Here is a 23,454-nt window from a genome sequence, read left to right as displayed (position 1 = left end):
CATTGTGATGTCTATTGTTCCCTGCGTGCGTTCCCCCATGGCCCGGCGCTCCCGCGTGGCCGCCTCCGCTTGCGTCCTCGCCGCTGCCGCCTTCATTCCAGCCGCACCGGTATTCGTCCCCTCGGCCGGTGCGCTGCCGGTACTCGCGCAGGGTTGCCTGCCCGGTTTCGACTGCGATCTGAGTACCCGGATCACCGCGGTCGACAACTACCTGCGAACCAGGCCCGGCACCACCGGATACGTGGTGCGGGACAGAGTTACCGGCGGCATCTATCGAAATGACCACGCGGAGAGGATGTTCTGGACCGCGTCCACCATCAAACTGGCCATCGCGGAGGATTTGATCAATCGCGCCCGGGTCGGGGCCATCAACCTCGATCCCGGTGATCGCGCCCTGCTCGAATCCATGCTCGCCACCTCCAACGACAACGCGGCGGACATTCTCTGGAACAAGTACGCGGGCATGGACCGCATGGCGTTCCAGAATGCCTTCCGCGCCAACGGAATGCGCAACATCGTGCCGCTGCCGCCGGTCACCACCGTGGAGCAGACGAAGCTGTTCCCGGACTGGGGATTCCAGCAGTGCAGCCCGTCCGACCTGGACGCGCTCATGGACAACGTGCTGACCCACATGCACCCGGACGATCGCGCCTACCTGGTCGATCGCATGCGCCGGGTCGACACCAATCAGCACTGGGGCGTGTGGGGCGCGGGCGCGGCCATGCAGCCCGGGCTGAAGAACGGCTGGTCGCAGGAGAACGGCGGCTGGGTCGTGAACTCGGTCGGGTTCGCCGGACCCGGTGAGCGCTACACCCTGGCCATCATGAGCGAGCAGGGCTTGGACGGCAGCTACACCGACGGCTCGGAAACCACGACGCGCGTCGCGAAAATGCTCTTCGCCGGACGCTGACCGGCACCGGACGACGTCGCGATCCCGGCTCCGGCCGGGGTCGCGGCCACCGCCGGGCACCCGGGGTGAGAACCGACCGGCCAAGATGACCACGAGATTGCCCCTGAGCGACCGCCCATATTGTATTTTCGATAGAGCTGTTGCGACGCGGTTTCCGATTGGTCCTGATTGGTCGTCGCACCTCACGCCGTACTACCGTTGGGCGTGAAGTGTCGTACTTTCACCCGTCTGGCGAGGAGCAGGGACTAGATGAGCACCGATAATTCCGTCGAACAGCGCCATCGCGTGGTGGTGATCGGGTCCGGGTTCGGTGGACTGTTCGCCTGCCAGCACCTGCGCAAGGCCGACGTGGACGTCACGTTGATCTCCAAGACCTCCACGCACCTGTTCCAGCCGCTGCTCTACCAGGTCGCCACCGGCATCCTGTCCGTCGGTGAGATCGCCCCCGCCACCCGCATCGTGCTGCGCAAACAGCGCAACGTACGGGTCATCATGGGTGAGGTCAACGACATCGACCTCGACGGCGGCACCGTCACCTCCCGCCTGCTCAACCAGGACACCGTCACCCCGTTCGACAGCCTGATCGTCGCCACGGGCGCGCAGCAGTCCTACTTCGGCAACGACCACTTCGCCACCTACGCCCCCGGCATGAAGACCATCGACGACGCCCTCGAATTGCGCGCGCGCATTCTCGGCTCCTTCGAAGAGGCCGAACTGGCCAAGGACGAGGAGACCCGCGAGCGCTTCATGAACTTCGTGGTCGTCGGCGGCGGCCCCACCGGCGTCGAATTGGCCGGGCAGATCGCCGAACTCGCCGATCGCACCCTGGACGGCACCTTCCGCAACATCGACACCCGCGACGCGCGCGTCATCCTGGTCGAGGGCGCGGACGCCGTGCTCAAGCCCATGGGCCCCAAGCTCGGCGGCAAGGCGCACCAGCGGCTCGAGAAGATGGGCGTGGAGATCCAGCTCAACGCCATGGTCACCAACGTCGACGCGCGCGGGGTCACCGTGAAGGACAAGGACGGCACCCGCCGCATCGAGTCCGCGTGCAAGGTGTGGTCGGCCGGCGTGCAGGCCAGCGAGCTGGGCAAGATGCTCGCCGAGCGTTCCAAGGGCACCGAGACCGACCGGGCCGGGCGCGTGATCGTCGAGCAGGACCTGACCATCAAGGGCTACCCGAACGTCTTCGTCATCGGCGACCTCATGTCGGTGCCGAACGTGCCGGGCCAGGCGCAGGGCGCGATCCAGGGCGGCACCTACGCGGCCAAGGCCATCAAGGCCGGGCTCTCCGGGGAGCAGCCCGACGCGCGCAAGCCCTTCAAGTACTTCGACAAGGGCTCGATGGCCACGGTGTCGCGGTTCTACGCCGTGTGCCAGGTCGGCAAGCTCGAGTTCAGCGGGTTCTTCGCCTGGCTGGCGTGGCTCGCGCTGCACCTGTGGTATCTGGTCGGGTTCCGCAGCCGCTTCGTCACCGTCTTCGAGTGGTTCGTCTCGTTCCTGGGCCGGCACCGCGGGCAGATGGCCGCGACCGAGCAGTGGGTGTTCGCCCGGCTCGCACTCGAGGCGCTGGACGACCCGGAGGAGGCGCTCGAGCTGCACAAGCAAATCGGCGGCGAATCCCCTTCGGAGAATGGCAAATCCACAGCGAACACCAAGACCGGTCCGTCCGGGGAACAGCGCGCGGGGTAATCCCCTAACCTCGACCGGGGGGATCCCCTAACCAATCCGGCCCGTATGACTGATCCGAATGCCCGACATCAGTGGACATTCGGTTAGAGAGGTCATCCATGGGCAAACGCCAACCGGTTGATCGGAGTTCGTCGCGTCGGCGGCGTATCGGTTCCCTCGCCATCGCGGGCGCGCTCCCGCTGGTCGCCGCACTCGGTTCCGCCGGAACCGCAGCGGCAGAACCGGTTCCGACAGAAGAAACCCAGCCCGCCGCCACCGAGCCGCAGACCGGACTGCTCGACACCCCGTTCGGGCAGTTCGCGGTTCCGGCGGAACTGCGCGGCCTGATCCCGGCCGCACCGCCCGCCGTCGAGACCGCGCCGGTCGCGCTCGACGTCGAACCGGCGGCCGAGACCGAGCAGGTGGTGGCGGCCGAGCCCGCCGTCGCCGAGGTCGCGCCGGTGGTCTACGTCGGGCGCGATTCCGCCACCGGGGTACGCCAGATCCCGAACGCCCCGCTCGCGGCGGTGGACTTCGACGCGCTGCGCATGCCCGATCCGGCGGCGGCCCGGGCCGTGGCCCCCATCGCCGCGCCCGAGGGCAAACTGCGCTTCGGTGACACCCAGGTCGACATTCCGACGTGGCTCACCCCGGAGCAGGCCGCGCAGATCAACGGCGTGTCCGCGCGGGCCGAGGCCGATCTGGCCGCGAGCCTGGATTCGGCGGGCTTCGAGGCCAGCCGCTCGGATCGCATCGCGGCCCAGACCATCGGCAACGCCGCGGTCGGCGCGGTCGTGGGCGTCGGTGTGGCCGCGCCCGTGGAGATCGCCGCGGCGGCCATGGGCGGACTGGTCGGCGCGCTGGCCGGTACGCCGTTCGCGCCCTTCGGCTGGTTCTTCGGCCCGACCATCGGGGCCACCGCGGCGGTCGCGCTCGTCGCAGTCCCCGCGGCTGCGGTCGGCGCGGGCATCGGCGCGGCGGTCGGCGCGGCCAACGGCGTCATGGCGCCGGCAGAGGTCGTGCCAGCGGGGTAGTCCCATCGATCGAATTCGCCGGCAGGCGTGTGCTCGGGCGCCGATAACCGGTTCTATCGAACCGGCAGCAACGCCCGAGTGATTGCAATCGCATCCGGGCCGGGATCCCCCAGCGGGGATTCCGGCCCTATTGCGTGAATTGTGCCGAATTTAGCTAACTTTCGGCAATACGGACGATTCCGATAGTTCGATTCGACCACCAATCCGGTTGACCGACGGGTCCGAATGTCGGGCGTCGATGTCCCCCCGGAAGAAAGGTCGTAATGGCCGCAGGTAAGCACCGCGCGCTCAACCCGCACCGCAACAAAGTCGGAAATGTGGTGGCAGCAGGCGCGGTTCCCCTAGTCTTGGCGATCGTTGGCACCGGCGCCGCCAACGCCTCACCGGTGGAACCCAATGCGGTGACCCACACCGGCGACGCGCCCGCTCAGTGGCCCGCCGCCGACGCGCCCAATGTCATGCCCTACGAGGGCCTGCAGATCCCCGACCAGACCTACAGCTCGATCCAGTGGTCGCGTCAGGCCCCGGACAAGAGCTACCTGGCTCCCGTCGGAGTACTGCACCCGCCGGCGCCGGTCCCCGCGGTGCCGCCGATCGCCCCGCCCGCCGGTAAGTTCCGCTTCGGCGACGTGGTGGTCGACGCTCCGACCTGGATGGACAAAGAGCAGGCCATCCAGATCAACGACCAGTCGGCGCAGACCGAGGCCAACATCGCCACCTTCCTCGACTCGATCGGGATGGAGCGCAGCCGTTCGGACCGGATCGCCGGACAGACCGTCGGCACCGCGGCCATGGGTGCGGTTGCGGGCGCGAGTGCCTCGATGCCGGTCGCGCTCACCTCGGCGACCGTCGGCGCGGCCCTGGGCCTCGTGGTCGGCCTGCCGCTGTTCCCGGTCGGCCTCGTGGCCGGTCCGCTGGCCGGCGCGGCCGCCGGCGCCGCCGCCGTCGCCATCCCCGCTGCCGTGGCAGGCGCCGCGGTGGGTGCGGCCGTCGGCGCGGTGAACGCGTACAACGCTCCGCCGCGCGTCGTCGGCAACTGATTTCGTTTCGGCGACACTCTTTTCGCGGTAATTCGATAGTGAGCAGGACCGTGCGGCGGGTACCGGGGGTGAGGTCCGGTTCCCGTCGCACGTGAAGTTGCCGGGTGGTCCGCACGCACCGCCTCGCGTGCCCACCGGCACGCCGCGGGTCACACGCGCAGGAGCCGCGCGGTCCGGGTGAACAGCGTGCCCCCGGCGGCGAGCGGCAGCAAAGCCGACTCCGGTCCGGCGGTCTCGGCCGCACGGGAATCCGGGTAGGTGAGAACACTTTCCAGCGCGCGCGGACCGGACAGCGCGTCCTCGGTCACGGCGTCCGCGCCCAGCTCCAGCCGGTGTCGCAGCAGCGGCGTCTCGCCCACATCGGCGCGCAGCTCCCCCGACCAGTACCCGTGGTCCTCGCCGATCCGGCCGATCTGCACTCTTTCGCGCAGCCGCAGGCGCGCGTTCTCGCCCAGCAACACCGTGGTGAACGTATCGTGCCGCGCGCCGCCGGCGACCACCGTGGGTTCGGGATCGACGTCGAGCTCCCCGCCCGCGCCCACCTCGAAGCGCCAGTGCGCCACCGACGTCAGGGTTCGCAGACCCGGCAGCGCGATCGTGGCCGCCACCGACCGCACGGCGAGCCGGGCGCCCGGGCCCACCACGATCGAGATATCCAGTTCGTCCCCGCCCAGGGGCGTGGCGGCGGTACCGATCAGGTGCACGGTCTCCGGGCCGGTGTGCCGCGCCGCCAGTCCGCCGACCGCGTGCAGCCGCGGCAGTTCGCCCGCCGCGGCCACGATCCGCAGTTCAGTGCGCACGGCCCACCGTCGCGGGCCGGCCGGCGGGTGCGTCAGTGTGTATGCGGCGCACCGGTTGTCGCATCCTGCGCGGTGTGCGCGTGCGTTCCGGCCGCGTCCTGGGCGGCGGCCAGTCGCAGCTGATCACGCACCCAGGACAGCACCGGGGTCGCGGCCGGATCCTCGGTGAGCGAGGTGAACACGAACGGCCTGCCCTCGCGCACCTTGGTCGAATCCCGGTCCATGACGGCCAGATCCGCGCCGACCATGGGCGCCAGATCGGTCTTGTTGATCACCAGCAGGTCGGAGAAGGTGACGCCCGGGCCGCCCTTGCGCGGCACCTTGTCGCCACCGGCCACGTCGACCACGAAGATCTGCGCGTCGATGAGCCCCGAGGAGAACGTGGCGGTCAGGTTGTCCCCGCCCGACTCCACCAGAATCAGGTCCAGCGGCGGATTCGCCTCGATCAGATCGTCGATCGCGTCCAGGTTCGCGGTGATGTCGTCGCGAATGGCGGTGTGCGGGCAGCCGCCGGTCTGCACCGCGGTGATCCGCTCGTCGGGCAGCACCGCGTGCCGCCGCAGGAAATCCGCGTCCTCGGTCGTGTAGATGTCGTTGGTCAGCACCGCGAGGGACAGCTCCTCCCGCAACTGCCTGCACAACGCCGCCACCAGCGCGGTCTTACCCGACCCGACCGGTCCCCCGATGCCGATTCGCACCGGCTCCCCCGCCGTCCGCTCGCGCCGCGGCCGGTCCGGCCCATGATCGTGCGGCTCTCCATCGATGAAATGAGGTGGCATGGGTCCATCCTCGCCCACCCGCGTGAACCGCGTGTAACCCGCCCGGCCGCCACGCCGTCCGCGAAAGACTTCCACGACCATCGCGGTACTCGGACAATGTCCGTTGTGAACGATGAGGAAACGACCTGGGCCGATGTCCGGGCGTGGCTGCGGCGGAAACGGCCGAGCCCCACGGTCGGCCCCGACGGCCGAGCCGGGCTGCGGATCATCCTCTGCGCCGGTGACGTCGCGTACGCGACCACCCCGTGGCACTCCGCGCGGGAGCCGATGCTGCTGTCAGCGGCCGTGATCGCCCGCGACTGTGATCTGCCGGTCGCCGAGGTGTGCGGTCGCGACTACACCGCCGCCGGTACCCGGGACGGCCTGCGGGACTTTCGACTCGTGTTCGACCCGCGGCTCTAGCGGAGCGAGACGCGTTCGCGCGCTGCGACTTTCGCCGGGCTACGAGGCGAACAGGGGCATGTCCCTGGTCACGTGGCGTTCGGCCAGGACGTCCTGGAGGGGGTCCGAGAGGGCGGTCAGGGACCTCGCGGCGGCGCGGGCGGTCTCGTCGCACAGGGCGGACAGGCGGATGGTGCAGGCGGCCACGGCGGCGGGGTCCAGGGCCAGCAGGCGCTGGGCGGCGGTCGCGGCGCCGGTCATCGTGGTGTAGACGACGACCGCGGCGACCTCCTCGGGGGTGGCGGCGCAGGCCGGGCCGACGACGCCGAAGACCGTGGACAGGTGCGGGCGCGGGGGCAGGGGGGTCCAATCCGCTTGCGGCCAGACCTGTTTGGCCAGGCGCAGCAGGCCGCGGCCCTGGGCGCGCGAGGCCACGCGGGCCGCCGGGGACGGGGTGCGGGCATCGGCCTCGAGCTCGGCGCGGGCCGGGGTGAGATCGCCCGCGCACACCGCGGCGGCCAGCGCGGCCGCCACCGCGCCCGAGGTGCGCACCCGGCGGCGCAGGTACAGCTCGACCGTCCGTACATCGCGCACGAGCCCGGAGGCGATGGCCTCCTCGATGCCGCCGGAGTGCACGTGCCCGCCGATGGGCAGGCGCGAGTCGGCGAGATTGAGCAGGGTGGCCAGGCTCATCGGCGCTGCTCCGGGGATCGCATCGCTCGATCTTAGAGCGAAGCGGACCGGACGCTTGACCTGAACCCGGGGTGAGGTTGCAGGCTTAGCGGCAGTCGAGTTCTAGGAGTCACCGTGCACGCCATACGTCTCGAAGCCTTCGGGTCCGCCGAGAATCTGCGCTACGACACCGTCGAGGATCCGGTCCCCGGACCCGGTCAGGTGCGTATAGCGGTCGCCGCGAGCGGGGTGCACGTCATCGACACCGCCCTCCGGCGAGGCATCGCGGCGGGACCGCTGCCCCTGCCCGCGCTACCGACCATTCCCGGCCGCGAGGTCGCCGGCCGGGTGGATCTGATCGGGCCCGGCGTCGCGGAACAGTGGCTGGGCCGCGACGTCGTCGCCCACCTGGGACCGGTACCCGGCGGCTACGCCGAACTCGCCGTCACCGATGCCGAACGGCTGCACGAGATTCCGGCCGGCCTGGACGCGCCGACCGCCGTCGCCATGATCGGCACCGGCCGAACCGCCCTGGGCATAGCGCAATTCGCCGACCTCACCCCGGTGACGACGGCCGTCGTCACCGCCGCCGCGGGCGGCATCGGCACCCTGCTCGTGCAGTACCTGAAGAACGCCGGCGCCACGGTCATCGGCGCCGCGGGTGGGCCGGAGAAGGTCGATCTGGTCGCCCGCAACGGCGCGGACCTGGCCGTGGACTACCTGCGCCCCGACTGGGCCGACCGTATCCGCGCCGAGTACGGCGACCGTCCCGCGCGGGTGCTGTTCGACAGCGTCGGCGGCGACATCATCCGCACCGCACTGGGTTTGCTCGAACCCGGCGGCACCCGCCTGATCTACGGGTTCTCCGACGGCGACGCCCCGATCACCGACGCGGAACACGCCGCGCTCGGGGTGAGCTCGCGCGTGGTGCTCGGCCCGCCCATGCTCGAGCGCGCGGGCGGTCTGCGCGCGCTCGAGGAACGTTCGCTGGCCGAGGCCGCCGCCGGTCGGCTGCGCCCCGATCTGCACCGCTTCCCGCTGGCCCAGGCCGCGACCGCGCATCGGGCCCTCGAAAACCGCGCCACCACGGGCAAAGTCGTGCTGATTCCCTGACACCGGTGAACGGCCCGCCGCATACGCGCGCGGCGGGCCCGCACGCGGCCCACGGACGTCATCTCCGAACCGCGCCCGCCACAGACGCGCGGCGGGCCCGGTTCACTCCCGGCCGCGGAAGCTGCGCTCCATGAAACGCTGGGTGGCGCTGCGACGCAGGTCCGTCCACGCCTGCACGGGGCCCGTCCACCACGGGGTGATCTCATGCGGGCGCGAAACCACCGCGTGGCACACCAGATCCGCGGCTTCGGCGGCGGTGAGCCCGGGTACGCCGCTGAAATCGCTCGGCGCGCTCATACGGGTGTGGACCAGGGGCATGTAGACCGAGGTCGTCGTGACGTTGTCGACGGCGATCTCGGTCGCCACCGTGCGCAGCCAGATGTCGAACGCGCCCTTGGAGGCGCCGTAGGCCGCCCAGCGCGGGGCGGGCGGCATGCGCAGGCCCCAGGTCGAGATGTTGACGATATGCCCGGTCCGGCGCTCGCGCATGCTCGGCAGCAGCGTCAGCAGCAATCGCACGGGGCCGAGGTAATTGATATCCATGGTGCGGGTGAAATCGTGGAAGCGATCATAGGATTCGTCGAGCGAACGGCGAATCGACTTGCCCGCGTTATTGATCACCACATCGACCCGCCCGTGCTCGGCGAGCACCGCGGCCCCGAGTTCCTCGACGGCCGCCATATCGGTGAGATCGGCGCGATAGATATGCGCGACACCGCCGTCCGCGCGGATCTCCGCGGCCACCACTTCGAGATCCTCGAGGGTGCGCGCCACCAGCAGCACGATCCCGCCGGCGGCGGCGAGCTTCTTGGCCGCGGCCTTGCCGATCCCGTGCGAGGCGCCGGTGACCAGCAGCACCCGCCCGGACACGGCCTCGCGCAACTCTTTCGCGCGCGGCCGGGTGGTCGGATACAGAATCCTGGTCGCGACCCGCTCGGCGAACGGACGGCCGTTCGACCCGGGATTCTCGGTGGTGTTCGGCGTCGAATTCTCACCCACGCTTCGACTGTAACCTCGTTGGCGCGACCGGGGGCCTGAGTGGAAATACCCGGGGCACGAAGAGTTTTGCTACGGGATCGATCGCGTCCCGCACGGGAAAGGATGGGACGCATGCCGGTACAGACTCCGCCACAGCGGGATTCGGAAAACACCACCATCGGCGGCTGGATCGCCCGCGCCATCGCGGTGGTGATCTTCCTGCCGTTACGCCTGCTCTGGGAGGGCTGCAAACTCCTGGGCCGCGTGGTGGTCGCGACGCTCGAGTTCGTCCTCGATCATCTGCTCGCTCCGATCGGCCGCTTCATCCGGCGCTGGATCGTGCGCCCGGCGATCGTGTTCGTCAAGGATTACCTGTGGGGCCTGGTGATTCAGCAGCTGCTGTGGGGCGCGATCCTCACCCCGCTGGGCGCGCTCCTGCTGGATTTCGTGCTGCGGCCGCTGAAAAACGCCGTGGAACAGTGGATCTGGCGGCGCGCGCTGCGCCCGGCGCTGGTCTGGCTCGGCACCCGCGTCATCGCGCCGACCGCCGGCTGGATCGACCGCTGGATTCTGCGCCCGGTGACCCGGGCCGTCGTCCGGATCACCTGGTTCCTGGTGAAGTGGCTGATCGTCGTGCCGGTCCTGGCCGTCGTGCGGTGGATCATCCTGCCGATCGCGCACGCCTTCGGGGCCGCGCTGGCGTTCGGCTGGCGGGTCGCCACCGTCATCGTCGGATTCCTGGTGGTGGCCCCCTGCCGCTACCTCTACCGCACCGTCCTGCGACCGCTGTTCACGGCGCTGGCCCGCGCGTGGCGGACGACCGTGGTGCGCCCGCTGCGCTGGATCAACGCCCGGGTCCTGCGGCCGGTGAACCGGGCGATCGGCGAGGTCATGAGCGCGGTGTTCGGCCGCTGACCCCGGCGATGATCGCCATGATCCCGAGCAGGATCGCGCCCGCGGTGGTGGCCACGTGCATGCCCTGCACGAAGGACGCGCGCGCCGCGTCGATCAGCGCCGCGTTGTCCCCGGCGTGCGTGATCGTCTCGCCCAGCGTCTGACCGAAATCACCGCCGTTGCGGAACACCAGCGCGGCGAGCGAACCCAGCAGCGCCAGGCCCAGGCCGTTGCCGAGTTCGAAACTGGTCTCGGAGATGCCGACCGCGGAACCGGCCCGCTCGGGCGGCACCGAGGACACCGCCACCTCGGACACCAGGGTGAACGCGATACCCAGTCCGGCGCCGGCGATCACGGTTCCGGCGATGTAGTAGCCGATCCCGTCGTGCACGCCCATGCCGAGCAGCAGCAGATTGCCGATCGAGGCCATACCGAGCGCGAGCACGAAACTGCGCCGGTTGCCCAGCCACCGCCCGACCCGGGCGCCGGTCATCGAGCACGCGAAAACCGTGACGGCCATCGGGATTCCGAGCAGCGCGGCCTGCAGTGGATCGCGTCCGGTCACCGACTGCAGGTAGGTGCTGGTCAGGAAGCTCATGCCCGCGAGCGCGAGCATGCCGACCGTGCTCGAGCCGATGGCGACCGAGAACAGGCCCCGGCGGAACAGGCTCAGATCCAGCAGCGGCTCGCTCAGGTTCCGCTGCCTGCGCACGAACAGCACGAGCAGCAGCGCTCCGACCAGGCCGATGCCGATCGCGGGCGCGTCGAATCCCTCTGCGGCACAGTGCTTGACCGCGTAGACCAGGGGCAGGATGCCGCCGATGGACAGCGCCACGCTCCGCAGATCCAGCGGGCCCAGGGCCGAGGCGCGGTGTTCGGGCAGCAGCAGCGGCCCGAAGACCAGCAGGACCAGCAGCACCGGAGTGTTGATCAGGAAGACCGAGCCCCACGAGAAGTGGTGCAGCAGGACGCCGCCGATGATCGGCCCGACGGCCGAACCGCCCGCGAAGAAGGCCGTCCAGATGCCGATGGCGGTGGCACGCGCCCGGGCCTCGGGGAAGAGATTGGAGATCAGCGCCAGGCTCGAGGGCAGCAGCGTCGCGCCGCCGAGACCCATGAGGGCGCGCGCGGCGATGAGCACCGGCGCGCTCGGGGCGAAGGCCGCCAGCACCGAGGCGAGGCCGAAGACCGTGGCGCCCGCGAGCAGGATGTTGCGGCGCCCGATGCGATCGCCCAGATTGCCCATCGTGATGAGCAGGCCGGCGATCATGAAGCCGTAGATGTCCAGGATCCACAGCTGCTGGGTCGCCGAGGGATCCAGGTCCGCGGTCAGGGTGGGCATGGCCAGGTACAACACGGACATATCCATCGACACCAGCAGGACCGGGAGCAGTAGCACCGCCAGTCCGGCCCAGGCGCGGCGCGGCGTCTGCTCGGCAGAGCGCGCGAGAGTACTGGTCATCACCTATCCTTCGGGCTGAATTTTCGGGGCTGTACGCGGCAGCCCGGGAGATCGGAGCGGCCGTGCGTACGACGTACGCGTGGGCCGGGGTACAGTGTACGCACGCCGTCGTGGAAAAGGGAAGAATCATCCGATGACCGAGGCCAAGCTCACCCGGACGGCCATTGTCGACACCGCCATCACCCTCGCCGACGTCGACGGACTGGACGCGCTGTCGATGCGCCGCATCGCCGAGCGGATGGGCGCCGGGGCGATGTCGCTGTACCGGCACATACCCAACAAGGACACGCTGCTGGCCGAGATGACCGACGAGGTCTCGCGGCGCAATCCCTACCCGCCCGCCGCGGGCCAGGGCTGGACCTGGCGCGATCGCGTGCGCATCGCCGCCGAGGTGGATTGGCGGCTGTACCGGCAACATCCATGGGTGCTGTTCACCTTCGCGGTGCCGCGCTACAACTTCGGCGAGCACAGCCTGGTCGTGCTGGCGTGGCTGGTCGAGGGCTTCCGCGAACTCGGCGTCGACACCCGCGAGGCGACCCGCATGTCACTGTCGGTGTGGAGCTACATCGCCGGGGTCGCCCTGCAGCATGTCAGCGCGGACCTGCTCGCGGTCCGCGACAGCGACGCCGAACCCGGCTCGGGCCTCACCGCGCTGCTGGACGGCACCCCGCGCTGGCCGACCCCGCCCGCCCTGGCCGACCTGCACGGCATCGGCGACGCCGGGCTCCTGGATCCCGGCTACCTGCTCGACAGCGGGCTGACCGCGCTGTGCGACGGCTTCGAGGCCCGCGCGGGCAGGTGATTCCGGCCCGGTTTCCCCGGCGGCGATGAATTCCGCCGCCGCGCATCGTCCCCATTGATGCACGCGGCGCACATCCGGCGTACCCGCCTGCGCGTCACGATTCGATCGACGAGGAGATGACATGCCATTCACCCCGGGCACACCCTGCTGGTTCGAGGTCAGCGCACCCGATATCGGCGCCACCGCGGAGTTCTATCGCGGACTGTTCGGCTGGACCGCACAGGACATGGGAGCCGAGGCCGGGCACTACACGCGGTTGTCGCTGGAGGGTGCGCAGGTCGGGGGCATCGTGACCGCGCGCGCCGACGACGGTTCGCTCAAGCCCGCCATCTGGCTGCCGTATTTCGCGGTCGAGGACGTCGCAGCCACGGCCGCCGCGAGCGTCGCGGACGGCGGCGCGGTCTTCCTGGAACCGCGAGACGCGTTCGGCGAGTTGGAGTTCGGCATTCTCACCGATCCCGACGGCGCGCCCTACGGGATCATCCGGCTGCGGACCGCGCCCGGGACCGAACGCTGGGGGCAGCCGGACAACCCGTGCTGGATCGAGTACGGCGCGGTGCGCGCGCCCGCCGAGGCGCTCGCCCACTACGGGCGAGTGCTGGGCTGGAGCTACGGCAATGCCGCGTGGGAGACCGCGACCGAGAATCCGTACCAGGCGATCACGGTGGCCGGTGGCCACGAGTTCGGCGGGGCGCACCGGGTGACGCCGGGCGAACCGGCGCCGTTCTGGGGCACCACGATTCGCGTCTCCGACGCCGACAAGGTCGCGGCGCGCGCGGTCGAACTGGGCGGCTGCGTGATCCAGGAGCCGCAGGACCTGCCCGGGCCGTCGCGGGTCGGCGTGCTCGCCGATCAGGCCGGGGCGATCTTCGGAATCATGGCCGTGGGCTGATGTCGCCGTCGAGGTAGACCCACTCGCCGTCGGCGCGGCGGAAGCGGCTGTTCTCGTGCAGCGTGCCCGCCGCGCCGCCGGCCCGGTAGTGCGCGCGGAACTCGACCGTGCCCTCGGTGTGGAAGGGCCCGCCGCCGGTCGAGCCGAGTATCTCCAGCCGTTCCCAGCGAGTGCCGGGATCGAAGTCGACATCGGCCGGGCGTGTGCTCGGATCCCAGCTGCGCAGCAGATACGCCTCGTCACGCACCGCGAACGCGCTGAACCGCGAGCGCATGAGCTGTTCGGCGGTACCTGCCCGCACGGTTCCCGCGTGCAGCCGGCCACAGCACTCGGTATAGGGCGCGGGCAGGCCGCACGGGCAGTCCACGGCGACCGGACGGGGCTTCCCACGCTTCGACATGCGCACCATTGTGCTGGGACGAGACCCGGCGCCGAACAGCGGCATACCGCACCCCCTGCCGCCCCGCATCCGCACGCCCGCCCGGCGCGTTCGCACACGGCCCGATTCACGAGGCGGCCGACGCCCGTGCACCGGTTGGAGATTCGAAAGCACTGTCGCAGAAAACATATGGGCACATTCATCGGCCGCGAAACAGCCGCGCCCCTGTCCCGGTGCGCGGCCGAGGCTCGTGCGCGGAGGGTTACGACGGCTGATGGGCGACGGTGGGCGCGACCGTGGCCGTGGTGGCCCGGCCGTCCTTGACGTGCGCCGACCCGCCGTGGTCGCCCTGCCACATGATGGCGGCCAGCAGGCCGACCATCAGCACCAGGGTGGCGGGCGGGGCGACCAGAACGACGGTGCGGCGCAAGCGTTCTCGCAGGGGGTGGGACGCGGGCTCGCCGGGCTCGCGGGGCGCCATGAACCCGGGCGGCGGGAAGGTGGGTCCGTACGGGTCGCTCATACCCGCCGACGGTATTGACCTATCACCCGGCATACAAACAGCAAACGCGAGAACTGCGCCACACCCCCGGAATCACCCCAGCTCAGGGGCGTTGGGTGAGCTATAACACCCGTCAGTCGGCGTCTTTGACCACCGCGTAGGCGAATCCGTCCCAGCCCTTGCTGCCGACGGTCTGCACGGCGGTGGCCTCCAGGGTCGGCTCGGCCGCGAGCAACTCGAGGACCTCTCGGCTGGCGCGCACCGCGGCATCGGCCGAATCCGGGTCCGCGATCCCGCCGTGGCGCACCACGTTGTCGACGATGATGACCGAGCCCGGGTGGGTCAGCCGCAATGCCCACGTGACGTAGTTCGCGTTGTTGACCTTGTCCGCGTCGATAAAGACCAGATCGAACGGCTCGGGGCCCTCCTCGGCGAGTACCGGCAGCGTGTCCAGTGCGGCGCCGACGCGGATGTCGACTCGGTCCCCCACCCCGGCCCGGTCCAGGTTCGCGCGCGCGACCTCGGCGTGCTTGGGCTCGAACTCGAGGGTGACGACCCGGCCGTCCTTGCCGGCCGCGCGGGCCAGCCAGGTGGTGCTGTAGCCGCCGAGCGTCCCGATCTCGAGGATCCGGCGCGCGCGGGCGGACTTGGCGAGCAGGTACAGGAACTTGCCCTGCGGCGGCGACACGTCGATGGCGGGCAGCCCGGCGGCGGCGTTCGCGTCCAGAGTCGCGGCGTCCCCGTCTCCCACCAGGGTGTCCACCAGATAGCGATCAACATCGGCCCAGTCGGCAGTAGTCATACCGGCAAGTCTGCCACCGGCACGAGAACGCCGGTCCCCTTCGATTCAGCGTGATCGGGATCCGGGGCGGCGTGATCGTGATCCGAGCCGAGTCGCGACCGGGGTAGACGCGATCTCGCGCGACCGGGCGCCGCACGCCGCCGTGGCGAGGGTCCACGCGGCATCGCGGCCAGGTGCACGTGCCGCGATCCGCGCGTTTGCCCGCGTCAGAACAGGAAGTAGCGCTGCGCCATCGGCAACTCGACCGCGGGCTCCTCCGCCCACACCTCGCCGTCGATCCGCACGGTGAAGGTGTCGGGATCGACCTCGATGCGCGGCATGGCGTCGTTGCGCGGCATGTGTTCCTTGGTGCGCTTGCGAACGTTGGCCACCGGCACCAGTTGCCGATTCACCCGCAGGCGGTTCGGCAGCCCGTCCTCGATGGCCTGCTCGGACACGAACGAGAGCGAGGTGCCCGCCGCCACCACCGGTGCGGCCCCGAACATGGGGCGCGGCAGCACCGGCTGCGGGGTGGGAATCGAGGCGTTGGCGTCGCCCATCGCGGCCCAGGCGATCATGCCGCCCTTGAGCACCGCGTGCGGGCGCACCCCGAAGAACGCCGGTTCCCACAGCACCAGATCGGCGAGTTTGCCGACCTCGATGGAACCGATCTCGTGGTCGAGCCCGTGCGCGACGGCCGGGCAGATCGTGTACTTCGCGATGTAGCGCTGGACCCGATTGTTGTCCGCCATACCGTCTCCCGCGAGCGCGCCGCGGCGCTTCTTCATCACGTGCGCGGTCTGCCAGGTGCGCATGACCACCTCGCCGATGCGGCCCATCGCCTGGGAGTCGCTGCCGATCATGGAGATCGCGCCCATGTCGTGCAGCAGGTCCTCGGCGGCGATGGTGGAGGGCCTGATGCGGCTCTCGGCGAAGGCCAGATCCTCGGGGATGGACGGGCTCAGGTGATGGCACACCATGAGCATGTCCAGGTGCTCGTCCAGGGTGTTGACCGTGTGCGGGCGGGTCGGGTTGGTGGAACTGGGCAGCACGTTGAGATGCGCTGCGACGGTGATGATGTCGGGCGCGTGCCCGCCGCCCGCACCCTCGGTGTGGTACGAGTGGATCGCGCGGCCGCGAATGGCGGCGAGGGTGTCCTCGACGAATCCGGCCTCGTTCAGGGTGTCCGAGTGCAGGGCGACCTGCACGCCCGAGGCATCGGCGACGGTGAGGCAGGCGTCGATGGCCGCCGGGGTGGTGCCCCAGTCCTCGTGCAGCTTGAAACCCGCAGCGCCACCGCGCAATTGCTCCCACATGGCCTCGTGCCGCACGGTGTTGCCCTTGCCGAGCAGCACGATGTTCACGGGCCAGCCGTCGGTGGCCTCGAGCATGCGGCCCAGATGCCACGCGCCCGGGGTGACGGTGGTGGCCTTGGAGCCCTCGGCCGGTCCGGTGCCGCCGCCGATGAGCGTGGTGATGCCGCCGCCCATGGCCTCCTCGAGCAGCTGCGGGCAGATGAAGTGCACGTGGGTGTCGATGGCGCCCGGGGTGACGATGCGGCCGTTGCCGGCGATGATCTCGGTGGAGGCGCCGACGACCAGGTCCGGGTGCACGCCCGACATCGTGTCGGGGTTGCCCGCCTTGCCGATGGCGCTGATGCGGCCGTCGCGAATGCCGATGTCGGCCTTGATGATTCCCCAGTGGTCGATGATGACCACGCCGGTGATGACGGTGTCCGGGACGCCCTCGGCGCGGGTGGCCCGGGCCTGGCCCATGGATTCGCGCAGGACCTTGCCGCCGCCGAACACCGCCTCGTCACCCGCGAGACCCGGTCCGCCGCTGCGGTCTTCGGTGATCTCGATGAGCAGGTCGGTGTCCGCCAGCCGAATTCGGTCGCCGGTGGTGGGGCCGAAGAGTTCGGCGTAGCGGGCGCGGGAGAGTTCGGCCATCAGGCGTCCAGCTTTCCGGGAGGGGTGAGGCTGATGCCGTGGACTTCGCGGGCGCCGCCGAGCGGGACCAGCCGGATCCGCTGGGCCAGACCGGGTTCGAAGCGGACTGCGGTGCCGGCGGGGATGTCGAGGCGGTGGCCGTGCGCGGCGTCGCGATCGAACTCCAGGGCGGGGTTGGCCTGCGGAAAGTGCACGTGGCTGCCGACCTGGACCGGGCGGTCGCCGGTGTTCACCACGTCGAGTTCCACCCGCCGCGCGCCGGGGTTGAGCTCGATGGTGCCGTCGGCGCAGAGGTATTCACCGGGAATCATGCGCGTCAGCCGATCGGGTGGTGGACGGTGACGAGCTTGGTGCCGTCCGGGAAGGTGGCTTCGACCTGCACGTCGTGAATCATCTCCGGGACGCCGGGCATGACGTCGGCACGGGTGAGCACGGTGCGGCCCGAGGACATGAGTTCGGCGACCGTACGCCCGTCGCGCGCGCCCTCGAGCACGTGGTCGACGATGAGCGCCACCGATTCCGGATGGTTCAGCTTGAGCCCGCGCGCCTGTCGCCTGCGGGCCAGCTCGGCCGCGTAACTCAGCAGCAGGCGTTCCTGCTCGTGCGGCGACAGTCGCATTCGGGCTCCTCACCGAGGTCGCGGGCGGGTTGTCGGCCATTCTGGCACGGTCCGGGTTAACCGCGTGTTTCGGCGCGGGCCGGGCAGTTCGGCGCTGCCCGGCCGGCCGCTCAGCCCTGGGTGAGGTTCTGCAGCCGGACCTGCCCGCGCGCCACGGTGCGGTCCTGTTCGTCGGTGATGACGACGACCCACAGCTGTTGCGAGCGGCCGCGATGCACGGGGGTGGCCTCGCCCGTGAGCGTGCCCTCGCGTACCGCGCGCAGGAAGTCGGTGTTGTTGTTGACCCCGACCACGGTCCCGCGCTCCCCCAGCCACGCGCTGCCGGCGATGCTGGCCAGGGTTTCGATGACGGTGCAGTACACCCCGCCGTTCACGATGCCCGCGGGCTGGAACTGCTGCGGCGTCACCACCCATTCCGCGGTGACCCGGTCCGCGCTGAGTTCGGTGAACTTCAGTCCGATGAGGTCGGTGAAGGTGCCCTCGCTGAATTTCGTCATGAGCTCGGGCGTCACGTCGGCCATGGACTTGATCTGGGAGAAGTCGTCGGTCATACCGTCACACTCGCACGCGTCCCCGAAATACGAAGCGGCGGGCTCCCCTCGACAGGGGAACCCGCCGCGGCAGCGATCCAACCCGTGCCCGCCGTCAACAGCCCGGTGATCTCGGTCAGCTCACTCGGGCGTGGGTCGGGGAGAGGCGATGGAGGAGGACTTGTTCGAGAAGGGCCACGAGGACGTCGCGAACCGAATCACGTCGGCGGGCATCACATTCGAGGAGGGGGATCCACTCGTCCAGGCCCAGGGCTTCACGGACTTCGTCGAGGGCGAAGTCCGGGCCCTGGTCGAAGCGGTTGACCGCGACGACGAAGGGGGTGCCGTGTTCCTCGAAGTAATCGAGGACCGGGTAGCAGTCTTCGACGCGGCTGGTGTCGATGACGATGACCGCGCCGAGGGCACCGTCGACGAGGTCGTCCCAGAGAAAGACGAAGCGGTCCTGACCGGGGGTTCCGAAAAGGTAGAGGATCAGCGACGAGTCCAGGGTGATGCGGCCGAAGTCGAGAGCCACGGTGGTCCGGGTCTTGTCGGCGCGGCGGCCGGGATCGTCGACGCCGATCGCGACCTCGGTCATGGCCGCCTCGGTTACCAGGGGCTCGATTTCGGAGATGGCGCCGATGAATGTCGTTTTGCCGACGCCGAATCCGCCGCTGACGACGATCTTCACCGAGGAAGCCAGGGGGCGTTCCGCGGCGGGGGTGCGAACTTCAGAGTGCCCGGACAAGATCTCTGATCCTCTCGATGGCCGCGGTGGACAGTTCCTGCGCCTCGCGCACGGTGACATGGCCCGCGGCGGCCAGATCACTCACGACAACTTTCGCGACGCCGACCGGAACCCGAAGAGCGGCGCCGATTTCGGCGATGGAATGCGGCGCCTGACACAGGCGCACCACCGCGCGTTCCTCGAACCGCAGCGGGGCGGACAGCGCGGCGTGCGGGGCCCGCACCAGGGTTTCGATCCGCAGCCCGTCCACCAGCGGGGTGGTGCGACCGGCGGTGACGATGAACGGTCGCACGAAAGCGTCTTCGCCCTCGACCGGCGCCGGACTCGGCTCGAATCGAGTTGCCCGCCCTCGGGTGTCGCTGACCCACGTGCTGGAAGCTGTCACCGGGATCATCCGCGGGTCGGGCAGCCGCGGCCGGTCCGGATCTCTCATCTGCGCAACGTCTCTCGCAAGTGTGAGATGGTCGCCGGATCGAGCAGCGCCCCCGCCCGCTCGGCCAGCACCGCCATCTCGTAGCCGACCAGCCCGACATCGCAACCGCCCTCGGCGATTACGCCGAGGCAGCTCCCGTCCCCGAGCGCGGACACCAGCAGGAAGCCCCGCCGCATCTCGATCATGATCAGCTTCAAACCATCGAACGCGTAACTACGCGAAGCACTTCGGGCCAGACTCGACAGACCCGACACCATCGCGGCGAGCCGGTCCGCACCGGTGCGGTCGAGTCCCTCGGACATGGCGATGAGCAGCCCGTCCGAGGACACCGCAACGGTGTCGCGCACCCCATCGGTATTGCGCACGAAGTTGGCCAGCAACCAGTCGAAGGTGTGCGGATCGGCGGCGGTCGGTAGCTGTGTGGTCATTGACTCCCCTTCACGGTGCTCATTACTTTCCGATGTGTGGTCACCGGCTCTCCTTCGCGGCGCCCTCCGCGGGTCCACCGCGCTGATGCCCGGTCCGGAAGGCGGACAGCATGCCGCGCACGTCCTCCGGCGACCGCTCGACCAGCGAAGCACTCGGCGGTCGCGGTGCCGCCCGGCGCTGGACCGTCACATCGACCGGCCGAGATCGCTTGGTGCGCTTGACAAGTCCGTTCCGGGTCCGCTGAACGCCTTCCGGTTCCGAGGCAGCAGCGGCACCATCAGCGGGCTCGATGCCCGCGAATTCTCCCGTTTCCGGCTCGCTGTATCGGCGCGTCGAGCCGTTCCGGCCTGAACCGGCAGCGGCCGAATGGTCCCCGGTCGATCGAGGCGTCTCGGTTCCGATCCGAAGGCCGGGGCGGGCATTCGGATCGGTACGAACCCCTGGGCCCAGCACTGCCGGCGGTGCGGCATGGATCGCGGATTCCGCCCGCTCGACGGTGTTCGCCGGTTCGGCGGCCGGCGAGTCGATGCGCGGCATGGACTGCGGCACACCGGCACCGGGTGTCGGGTGCCGATCCTTCTCTCCGCCAAAAAGTTCCGGCGGTAGCAGGAGGCGGGCGACGACGCCGCTGACCGGGGAGACGGTGAGTTCCACTTCGATGCCGAGGCGGCGGGCCAGGCGGCCGACGACGTAGTGGCCCAGGTAGCGGGTGGGGGTGAGGAGGAAGTCGGTGGCGCCGCTGAGGCGGGCGTTGGCTTCGGCGAGTTGTTCGGGGGGCATGCCGACGCCGTGATCGACGACGGCGAGGACGTAGCCGGTGGGGATCTTGCGGCCGTAGATTTCGACCTCGAGGTCCGGCGGGGAGAAAGCCAGTCCGTTCTCGATCAGTTCGGCGAGCATGTGGGCTAATTCGCTGACGATGGCGCCGGGAATGGGGACATCGTCGATGCGGCGCAGGGCGACGCGGCGGTAGTCGTCAACTTCCGAGAGGCCGGCGCGGATCACGTCGGTGAGCGGGATGGGTGCGGCCCAGCGGCGCGGGCCGGCCTCGCCGACGAGGACCAGCAGACTTTCGGCGTTGCGGCGCATGCGGGTGGCGAGGTGGTCGAGCTCGAAGAGGTTGGACAGCGCCTTCGGGTCCATTTCCTCGCGTTCGAATTCGCTGATCAGGCCGAGTTGGCGGCGCACCAGGTTCTGGTTGCGGCGAGCCAGATTGGCCATGGACTCGGTGCTGTTGCGGCGCAGTAGGGCCTGCTGCGAGGACAATTCGTAGGCGGTACCCTGCACGCGATCCAAAGCATCAGCGACAGCGGCGATTTCGACGCTCGCGCCGGGCGGAGTGCGGACCGGTTCGGGCGGGTCCGGCCGGGAGTCGGCGACCTGCCAGGCCGCGATCACCTCGGGCAGGCGGCGGCCGGCGACGTCGTCGGCCGCGGCGGCAAGGGTGGCGAGCGGGCGAACGATGGCGCGCAGACTGGCGATGACCAGGGCGAGTTCGGCGGCCAGGGCGAACAGCGCGAGCAGCGCCAACACGCCGAGCTTGACCGCCGCGCCGCCGCGCAAGTCCTCGGCGCGCTGCCGGACGGCGTCACCGACCGCCTGCTGCACCTCGCGTTGCGCGTCGATGACGGCGGTCATCTGCGCCCACCAAACACCGGGGTCCACCGATTGGGTCAGCGGGCCCGCACTGGAGCCGATCGCGATGTTCTCGGATTCGGTTGCCCTGATCGCGTTCTCGCTGCGCATCGCGGCATCCAGTAACTCCCGCTGGACACCGGTGGCATCGCGGGCGAACGCGGCGAGACCGGCGAGTTTGGCGGCGCGGATATCGAGGAACTGCACGTATTCGCCGGGCCCGAACGCGTCGGCGGCGAAGACACCGTTGAGGAACCCGCGTTCCTTCGCAGTCTGCTCTTTCGCTTCGGAGAGCGCGTAGAGCGCCTGCAGTCCGTGCCGGACCGCGGGGTCGTCGGCCTGATCCAGCCCCGGTTCCGAGAGATTCAAGGCGTTGATCGCGTCGGTATAGAACTGGAACGCCGCCGGACGAGCGAGGCCTCCGGCGTCGATGCGAGCGCGCATATCGCCCAGCCCGGACAGGTAACCGACGGCCTGGCGCACCTGCACCCTGCCGGGAGCGCGCCCGGCCAGCGCGGTGTCCAACGCCCGCAATGCTCGGTCGGTATCGCCACGCTGCTCGGTGACCGCCTGCTCGAGCCGACCGCCGCCGAGCAAGCCGTTGCTGAGACCACGTTCGCGCTGCATCTCGTGCAGCGCGTCCTGCACGGCCAGCGCGAGGCCGACCTCGGCGACGGTATCCCCACTGCGCCAATAGGATTGGACCTCACCGGCGATGGTGACGCCGAGCAGCGCGAACACCAGGGTCAGCGATACCAGCAGAATTCGCGCCAGCTGCCCGCGAATGGTCCGTGGCCGAACCAACCGGGGCACGACAGCTGTTCTCACCCTGCTCCTCCAACGCGTAGGCCGTTGCGGCTCCACGGCGAGCGCACGGAAAAGACAGGGAGCAAATTTCCACAGCGGCTACCAGGTGTCAACGACCCGAAGAGGCATGCCCAGGTATGGATACACGCTGGTAATCAACAATTTTCGTAGTTTCGATCCGCTCACATCGGAGCACCGGCGGCGGTGACGCCATCCGCGCGACAGCCCTCGACGGCTATGTCCGCAAACTGCCAGTGACCCAGAACACCATGCCGGACGCGTATGCATTGTGCCGTCCCGCGCTCCCCCGGCCGCGCGCTACCGGCCACTGGCACGCGCCCCCGAAATACGAAGCGGCGGGCTCCCCTCGAAAGGGGAACCCGCCGCGGCAGTGGACCGGGGATCTCGGCAGCCCTTGTAACACCTTCTTGCAGCGAACTCACCCACTTTCAGGTGTCACAGCACGTCATTGTCCACTTCGGCAAGATTGACCGGTTTCCTCATATCGAGAGGAGGCCGAAGTGACCGAGACCCAGTTCGACGAAGAGGCGGAAGCGGGAGTCCTACTCCACCGCCGCTGGCTAAAGGATGAGCCTCGCCGGTTAGTGCAGCTACGGCGGCATGATTGGACGAGTCGAAGGGCCGCTCTGACAGTGGTGTTGACGATTTCAGGGCTCGGGACGACGAGGATTCGACTCACATGCCAACAACACCACTTGCTAGTTAGGTAAGCCTGACCTACACTTGGGTTGGCGCTTGGATCGAGCGAGACCCGGAGGGCTGCCGCGGTCTCGATCTCCTGCCGGGCGGTGGGTTCCCAGCTTTTGACTGCGGGAACCCACCGCCCTTTCTCTTTTTTCGGAGCGAAGCTCAGTCGACCGACCACGAGTCAAGACGCCGCCGCAGGCCCGTGTCGACATCGAACACATTTCCGTCCAAATTGATCCGACATCACCCAGGTGCCAGGTCCGAAATCAGCGACAGGACCCTACCCACAAACCACATCAAGCTGCACCCATCGACAAGCCTTGCAAGTTAGGTAAGCCTGCCCTACTATCAGCGTGGCGTTCGGATCGAGAGAGGCCCCGAGGGCTGCGGCGGCCCCCGATCCCGTGCCGGCGGGGGGGGGGGGGGCAAAGTGGGTTAAACCCCCCCCCAAAAAAAACCCCCCGCCAAAAACCCCCCACAAAAAGGGAGGGGTGGGAAACACCCCC

At 69.6% G+C, this 23,454-nt stretch carries 25 protein-coding genes; 9 read left to right on the top strand and 16 right to left on the bottom strand.

Annotated elements, in window-relative coordinates:
* Window positions 1-7: 7 nt before the first annotated feature.
* The 4 genes from ACWIGI_RS28325 (at window position 8) to ACWIGI_RS28310 (ending at window position 4,655) form a co-directional block, all read left to right on the top strand.
* Window positions 8-910 carry a tat pathway signal sequence gene (locus ACWIGI_RS28325; RefSeq protein WP_454205534.1) on the top strand — a complete coding sequence of 301 codons (903 nt, stop codon included), beginning with the start codon at window positions 8-10 and terminating at the stop codon, window positions 908-910.
* 249 nt (window positions 911-1,159) lie between these two features.
* Window positions 1,160-2,602: an NAD(P)/FAD-dependent oxidoreductase gene (locus ACWIGI_RS28320; protein WP_454205533.1), complete on the top strand. Its 1,443-nt coding sequence runs from the start codon at window positions 1,160-1,162 to the stop codon at window positions 2,600-2,602.
* 98 nt (window positions 2,603-2,700) lie between these two features.
* Window positions 2,701-3,615 carry a hypothetical protein gene (locus tag ACWIGI_RS28315; protein ID WP_454205532.1) on the top strand — a complete coding sequence of 305 codons (915 nt, stop codon included), beginning with the start codon at window positions 2,701-2,703 and terminating at the stop codon, window positions 3,613-3,615.
* Window positions 3,616-3,962: 347 nt separating this feature from the next.
* Window positions 3,963-4,655, top strand: a complete 693-nt coding sequence (locus tag ACWIGI_RS28310; RefSeq protein ID WP_454205531.1) for a hypothetical protein — start codon at window positions 3,963-3,965, stop codon at window positions 4,653-4,655.
* Window positions 4,656-4,804: 149 nt separating this feature from the next.
* On the opposite strand, the gene ACWIGI_RS28305 is transcribed toward ACWIGI_RS28310, so the two are convergent.
* Window positions 4,805-5,455 (bottom strand): urease accessory protein UreD, encoded by a 651-nt coding sequence (locus ACWIGI_RS28305; RefSeq protein WP_454205530.1) that lies wholly within the window; start codon window positions 5,453-5,455, stop codon window positions 4,805-4,807.
* Window positions 5,456-5,487: 32 nt separating this feature from the next.
* A complete protein-coding gene (gene ureG / locus ACWIGI_RS28300) occupies window positions 5,488-6,234 on the bottom strand; it encodes an urease accessory protein UreG (protein WP_454205529.1) in 747 nt (248 codons plus the stop codon).
* A 105-nt stretch (window positions 6,235-6,339) separates the two neighbouring features.
* Between ureG and ACWIGI_RS28295 the strand changes: the two genes are divergently transcribed.
* Window positions 6,340-6,636: a hypothetical protein gene (locus ACWIGI_RS28295; protein WP_454205528.1), complete on the top strand. Its 297-nt coding sequence runs from the start codon at window positions 6,340-6,342 to the stop codon at window positions 6,634-6,636.
* Window positions 6,637-6,675: 39 nt separating this feature from the next.
* On the opposite strand, the gene ACWIGI_RS28290 is transcribed toward ACWIGI_RS28295, so the two are convergent.
* Window positions 6,676-7,308: an urease accessory protein UreF gene (locus ACWIGI_RS28290; protein ID WP_454205527.1), complete on the bottom strand. Its 633-nt coding sequence runs from the start codon at window positions 7,306-7,308 to the stop codon at window positions 6,676-6,678.
* Window positions 7,309-7,422: 114 nt separating this feature from the next.
* Here ACWIGI_RS28290 and ACWIGI_RS28285 point away from each other — a divergent pair, with 114 nt between their 5' ends.
* The gene (locus tag ACWIGI_RS28285; protein ID WP_454205526.1) at window positions 7,423-8,400 is read left to right on the top strand and encodes a zinc-binding dehydrogenase; all 978 of its coding nucleotides are present in this window, start codon (window positions 7,423-7,425) and stop codon (window positions 8,398-8,400) included.
* Window positions 8,401-8,502: 102 nt separating this feature from the next.
* Here the strand turns inward: ACWIGI_RS28285 and ACWIGI_RS28280 are convergent, their stop codons facing one another.
* On the bottom strand, window positions 8,503-9,399 hold the full coding sequence (locus ACWIGI_RS28280; protein WP_454205525.1) for an SDR family NAD(P)-dependent oxidoreductase: 897 nt from the start codon (window positions 9,397-9,399) through the stop codon (window positions 8,503-8,505).
* A 111-nt stretch (window positions 9,400-9,510) separates the two neighbouring features.
* Between ACWIGI_RS28280 and ACWIGI_RS28275 the strand changes: the two genes are divergently transcribed.
* The gene (locus ACWIGI_RS28275; protein WP_454205524.1) at window positions 9,511-10,293 is read left to right on the top strand and encodes a hypothetical protein; all 783 of its coding nucleotides are present in this window, start codon (window positions 9,511-9,513) and stop codon (window positions 10,291-10,293) included.
* Here ACWIGI_RS28275 and ACWIGI_RS28270 read toward each other — a convergent pair.
* Complete coding sequence (locus ACWIGI_RS28270) at window positions 10,268-11,734, bottom strand: MFS transporter (protein ID WP_454205523.1); 1,467 nt, start codon at window positions 11,732-11,734, stop codon at window positions 10,268-10,270. The two genes, ACWIGI_RS28275 and ACWIGI_RS28270, sit on opposite strands and share 26 nt — an antisense overlap.
* A 133-nt stretch (window positions 11,735-11,867) precedes the next feature.
* Here ACWIGI_RS28270 and ACWIGI_RS28265 point away from each other — a divergent pair, with 133 nt between their 5' ends.
* Window positions 11,868-12,536 (top strand): TetR/AcrR family transcriptional regulator, encoded by a 669-nt coding sequence (locus tag ACWIGI_RS28265; protein ID WP_454205522.1) that lies wholly within the window; start codon window positions 11,868-11,870, stop codon window positions 12,534-12,536.
* Between the two features lie 121 nt (window positions 12,537-12,657).
* Window positions 12,658-13,428, top strand: coding sequence for a VOC family protein (locus tag ACWIGI_RS28260; RefSeq protein WP_454205521.1), 771 nt, complete (start codon window positions 12,658-12,660; stop codon window positions 13,426-13,428).
* Here the strand turns inward: ACWIGI_RS28260 and ACWIGI_RS28255 are convergent.
* From ACWIGI_RS28255 to ACWIGI_RS28205, 11 genes are all read right to left on the bottom strand, one after another.
* On the bottom strand, window positions 13,412-13,828 hold the full coding sequence (locus ACWIGI_RS28255) for a YchJ family protein (RefSeq protein ID WP_454205520.1): 417 nt from the start codon (window positions 13,826-13,828) through the stop codon (window positions 13,412-13,414). The genes ACWIGI_RS28260 and ACWIGI_RS28255 overlap by 17 nt on opposite strands.
* A gap of 241 nt (window positions 13,829-14,069) precedes the next feature.
* The gene (locus tag ACWIGI_RS28250; protein ID WP_454205519.1) at window positions 14,070-14,330 is read right to left on the bottom strand and encodes a hypothetical protein; all 261 of its coding nucleotides are present in this window, start codon (window positions 14,328-14,330) and stop codon (window positions 14,070-14,072) included.
* 112 nt (window positions 14,331-14,442) lie between these two features.
* Window positions 14,443-15,111 carry an O-methyltransferase gene (locus ACWIGI_RS28245; RefSeq protein ID WP_454205518.1) on the bottom strand — a complete coding sequence of 223 codons (669 nt, stop codon included), beginning with the start codon at window positions 15,109-15,111 and terminating at the stop codon, window positions 14,443-14,445.
* Window positions 15,112-15,317: 206 nt separating this feature from the next.
* Entirely contained in the window at window positions 15,318-17,039 is a 1,722-nt protein-coding gene (locus ACWIGI_RS28240; RefSeq protein WP_454205517.1) for an urease subunit alpha, read from the bottom strand.
* The gene (locus tag ACWIGI_RS28235; protein WP_454205516.1) at window positions 17,039-17,350 is read right to left on the bottom strand and encodes an urease subunit beta; all 312 of its coding nucleotides are present in this window, start codon (window positions 17,348-17,350) and stop codon (window positions 17,039-17,041) included. Before ACWIGI_RS28235 ends, ACWIGI_RS28240 begins: the two co-directional genes overlap by 1 nt.
* Window positions 17,351-17,355: 5 nt before the next feature.
* Window positions 17,356-17,658 carry an urease subunit gamma gene (locus ACWIGI_RS28230; protein WP_454205515.1) on the bottom strand — a complete coding sequence of 101 codons (303 nt, stop codon included), beginning with the start codon at window positions 17,656-17,658 and terminating at the stop codon, window positions 17,356-17,358.
* 110 nt (window positions 17,659-17,768) lie between these two features.
* A complete protein-coding gene (locus tag ACWIGI_RS28225; RefSeq protein ID WP_454205514.1) occupies window positions 17,769-18,209 on the bottom strand; it encodes a PaaI family thioesterase in 441 nt (146 codons plus the stop codon).
* A gap of 115 nt (window positions 18,210-18,324) precedes the next feature.
* Window positions 18,325-18,891, bottom strand: a complete 567-nt coding sequence (locus tag ACWIGI_RS28220) for a GTP-binding protein (protein WP_454205676.1) — start codon at window positions 18,889-18,891, stop codon at window positions 18,325-18,327.
* A 28-nt stretch (window positions 18,892-18,919) separates the two neighbouring features.
* Window positions 18,920-19,228, bottom strand: coding sequence for a DUF742 domain-containing protein (locus tag ACWIGI_RS28215; protein WP_454205513.1), 309 nt, complete (start codon window positions 19,226-19,228; stop codon window positions 18,920-18,922).
* Window positions 19,229-19,365: 137 nt separating this feature from the next.
* A complete protein-coding gene (locus ACWIGI_RS28210) occupies window positions 19,366-19,797 on the bottom strand; it encodes a roadblock/LC7 domain-containing protein (RefSeq protein WP_454205512.1) in 432 nt (143 codons plus the stop codon).
* 40 nt (window positions 19,798-19,837) lie between these two features.
* Entirely contained in the window at window positions 19,838-22,261 is a 2,424-nt protein-coding gene (locus ACWIGI_RS28205; RefSeq protein ID WP_454205511.1) for a nitrate- and nitrite sensing domain-containing protein, read from the bottom strand.
* Between the last annotated feature and the right edge of the window lie 1,193 nt (window positions 22,262-23,454).

Source organism: Nocardia sp. NPDC055321, from assembly GCF_053645575.1.
This window is presented reverse-complemented; position numbering and strand designations above follow the sequence as displayed.

What these genes read in the sequence shown, in the direction of transcription:
- ACWIGI_RS28245 (WP_454205518.1), bottom strand. Translation starts at nt 15,111, where the DNA reads ATGACTACTGCCGACTGGGCCGATGTTGATCGCTATCTGGTGGACACC.
- ACWIGI_RS28225 (WP_454205514.1), bottom strand. Translation starts at nt 18,209, where the DNA reads ATGACCGACGACTTCTCCCAGATCAAGTCCATGGCCGACGTGACGCCC.
- ACWIGI_RS28270 (WP_454205523.1), bottom strand. Translation starts at nt 11,734, where the DNA reads ATGACCAGTACTCTCGCGCGCTCTGCCGAGCAGACGCCGCGCCGCGCC.
- ACWIGI_RS28315 (WP_454205532.1), top strand. Translation starts at nt 2,701, where the DNA reads ATGGGCAAACGCCAACCGGTTGATCGGAGTTCGTCGCGTCGGCGGCGT.
- ACWIGI_RS28325 (WP_454205534.1), top strand. Translation starts at nt 8, where the DNA reads ATGTCTATTGTTCCCTGCGTGCGTTCCCCCATGGCCCGGCGCTCCCGC.
- ACWIGI_RS28320 (WP_454205533.1), top strand. Translation starts at nt 1,160, where the DNA reads ATGAGCACCGATAATTCCGTCGAACAGCGCCATCGCGTGGTGGTGATC.
- ACWIGI_RS28265 (WP_454205522.1), top strand. Translation starts at nt 11,868, where the DNA reads ATGACCGAGGCCAAGCTCACCCGGACGGCCATTGTCGACACCGCCATC.
- ACWIGI_RS28240 (WP_454205517.1), bottom strand. Translation starts at nt 17,039, where the DNA reads ATGGCCGAACTCTCCCGCGCCCGCTACGCCGAACTCTTCGGCCCCACC.
- ACWIGI_RS28250 (WP_454205519.1), bottom strand. Translation starts at nt 14,330, where the DNA reads ATGAGCGACCCGTACGGACCCACCTTCCCGCCGCCCGGGTTCATGGCG.
- ACWIGI_RS28275 (WP_454205524.1), top strand. Translation starts at nt 9,511, where the DNA reads ATGCCGGTACAGACTCCGCCACAGCGGGATTCGGAAAACACCACCATC.
- ACWIGI_RS28255 (WP_454205520.1), bottom strand. Translation starts at nt 13,828, where the DNA reads ATGTCGAAGCGTGGGAAGCCCCGTCCGGTCGCCGTGGACTGCCCGTGC.
- ACWIGI_RS28290 (WP_454205527.1), bottom strand. Translation starts at nt 7,308, where the DNA reads ATGAGCCTGGCCACCCTGCTCAATCTCGCCGACTCGCGCCTGCCCATC.
- ACWIGI_RS28210 (WP_454205512.1), bottom strand. Translation starts at nt 19,797, where the DNA reads ATGACCACACAGCTACCGACCGCCGCCGATCCGCACACCTTCGACTGG.
- ACWIGI_RS28230 (WP_454205515.1), bottom strand. Translation starts at nt 17,658, where the DNA reads ATGCGACTGTCGCCGCACGAGCAGGAACGCCTGCTGCTGAGTTACGCG.
- ureG (WP_454205529.1), bottom strand. Translation starts at nt 6,234, where the DNA reads ATGCCACCTCATTTCATCGATGGAGAGCCGCACGATCATGGGCCGGAC.
- ACWIGI_RS28235 (WP_454205516.1), bottom strand. Translation starts at nt 17,350, where the DNA reads ATGATTCCCGGTGAATACCTCTGCGCCGACGGCACCATCGAGCTCAAC.
- ACWIGI_RS28260 (WP_454205521.1), top strand. Translation starts at nt 12,658, where the DNA reads ATGCCATTCACCCCGGGCACACCCTGCTGGTTCGAGGTCAGCGCACCC.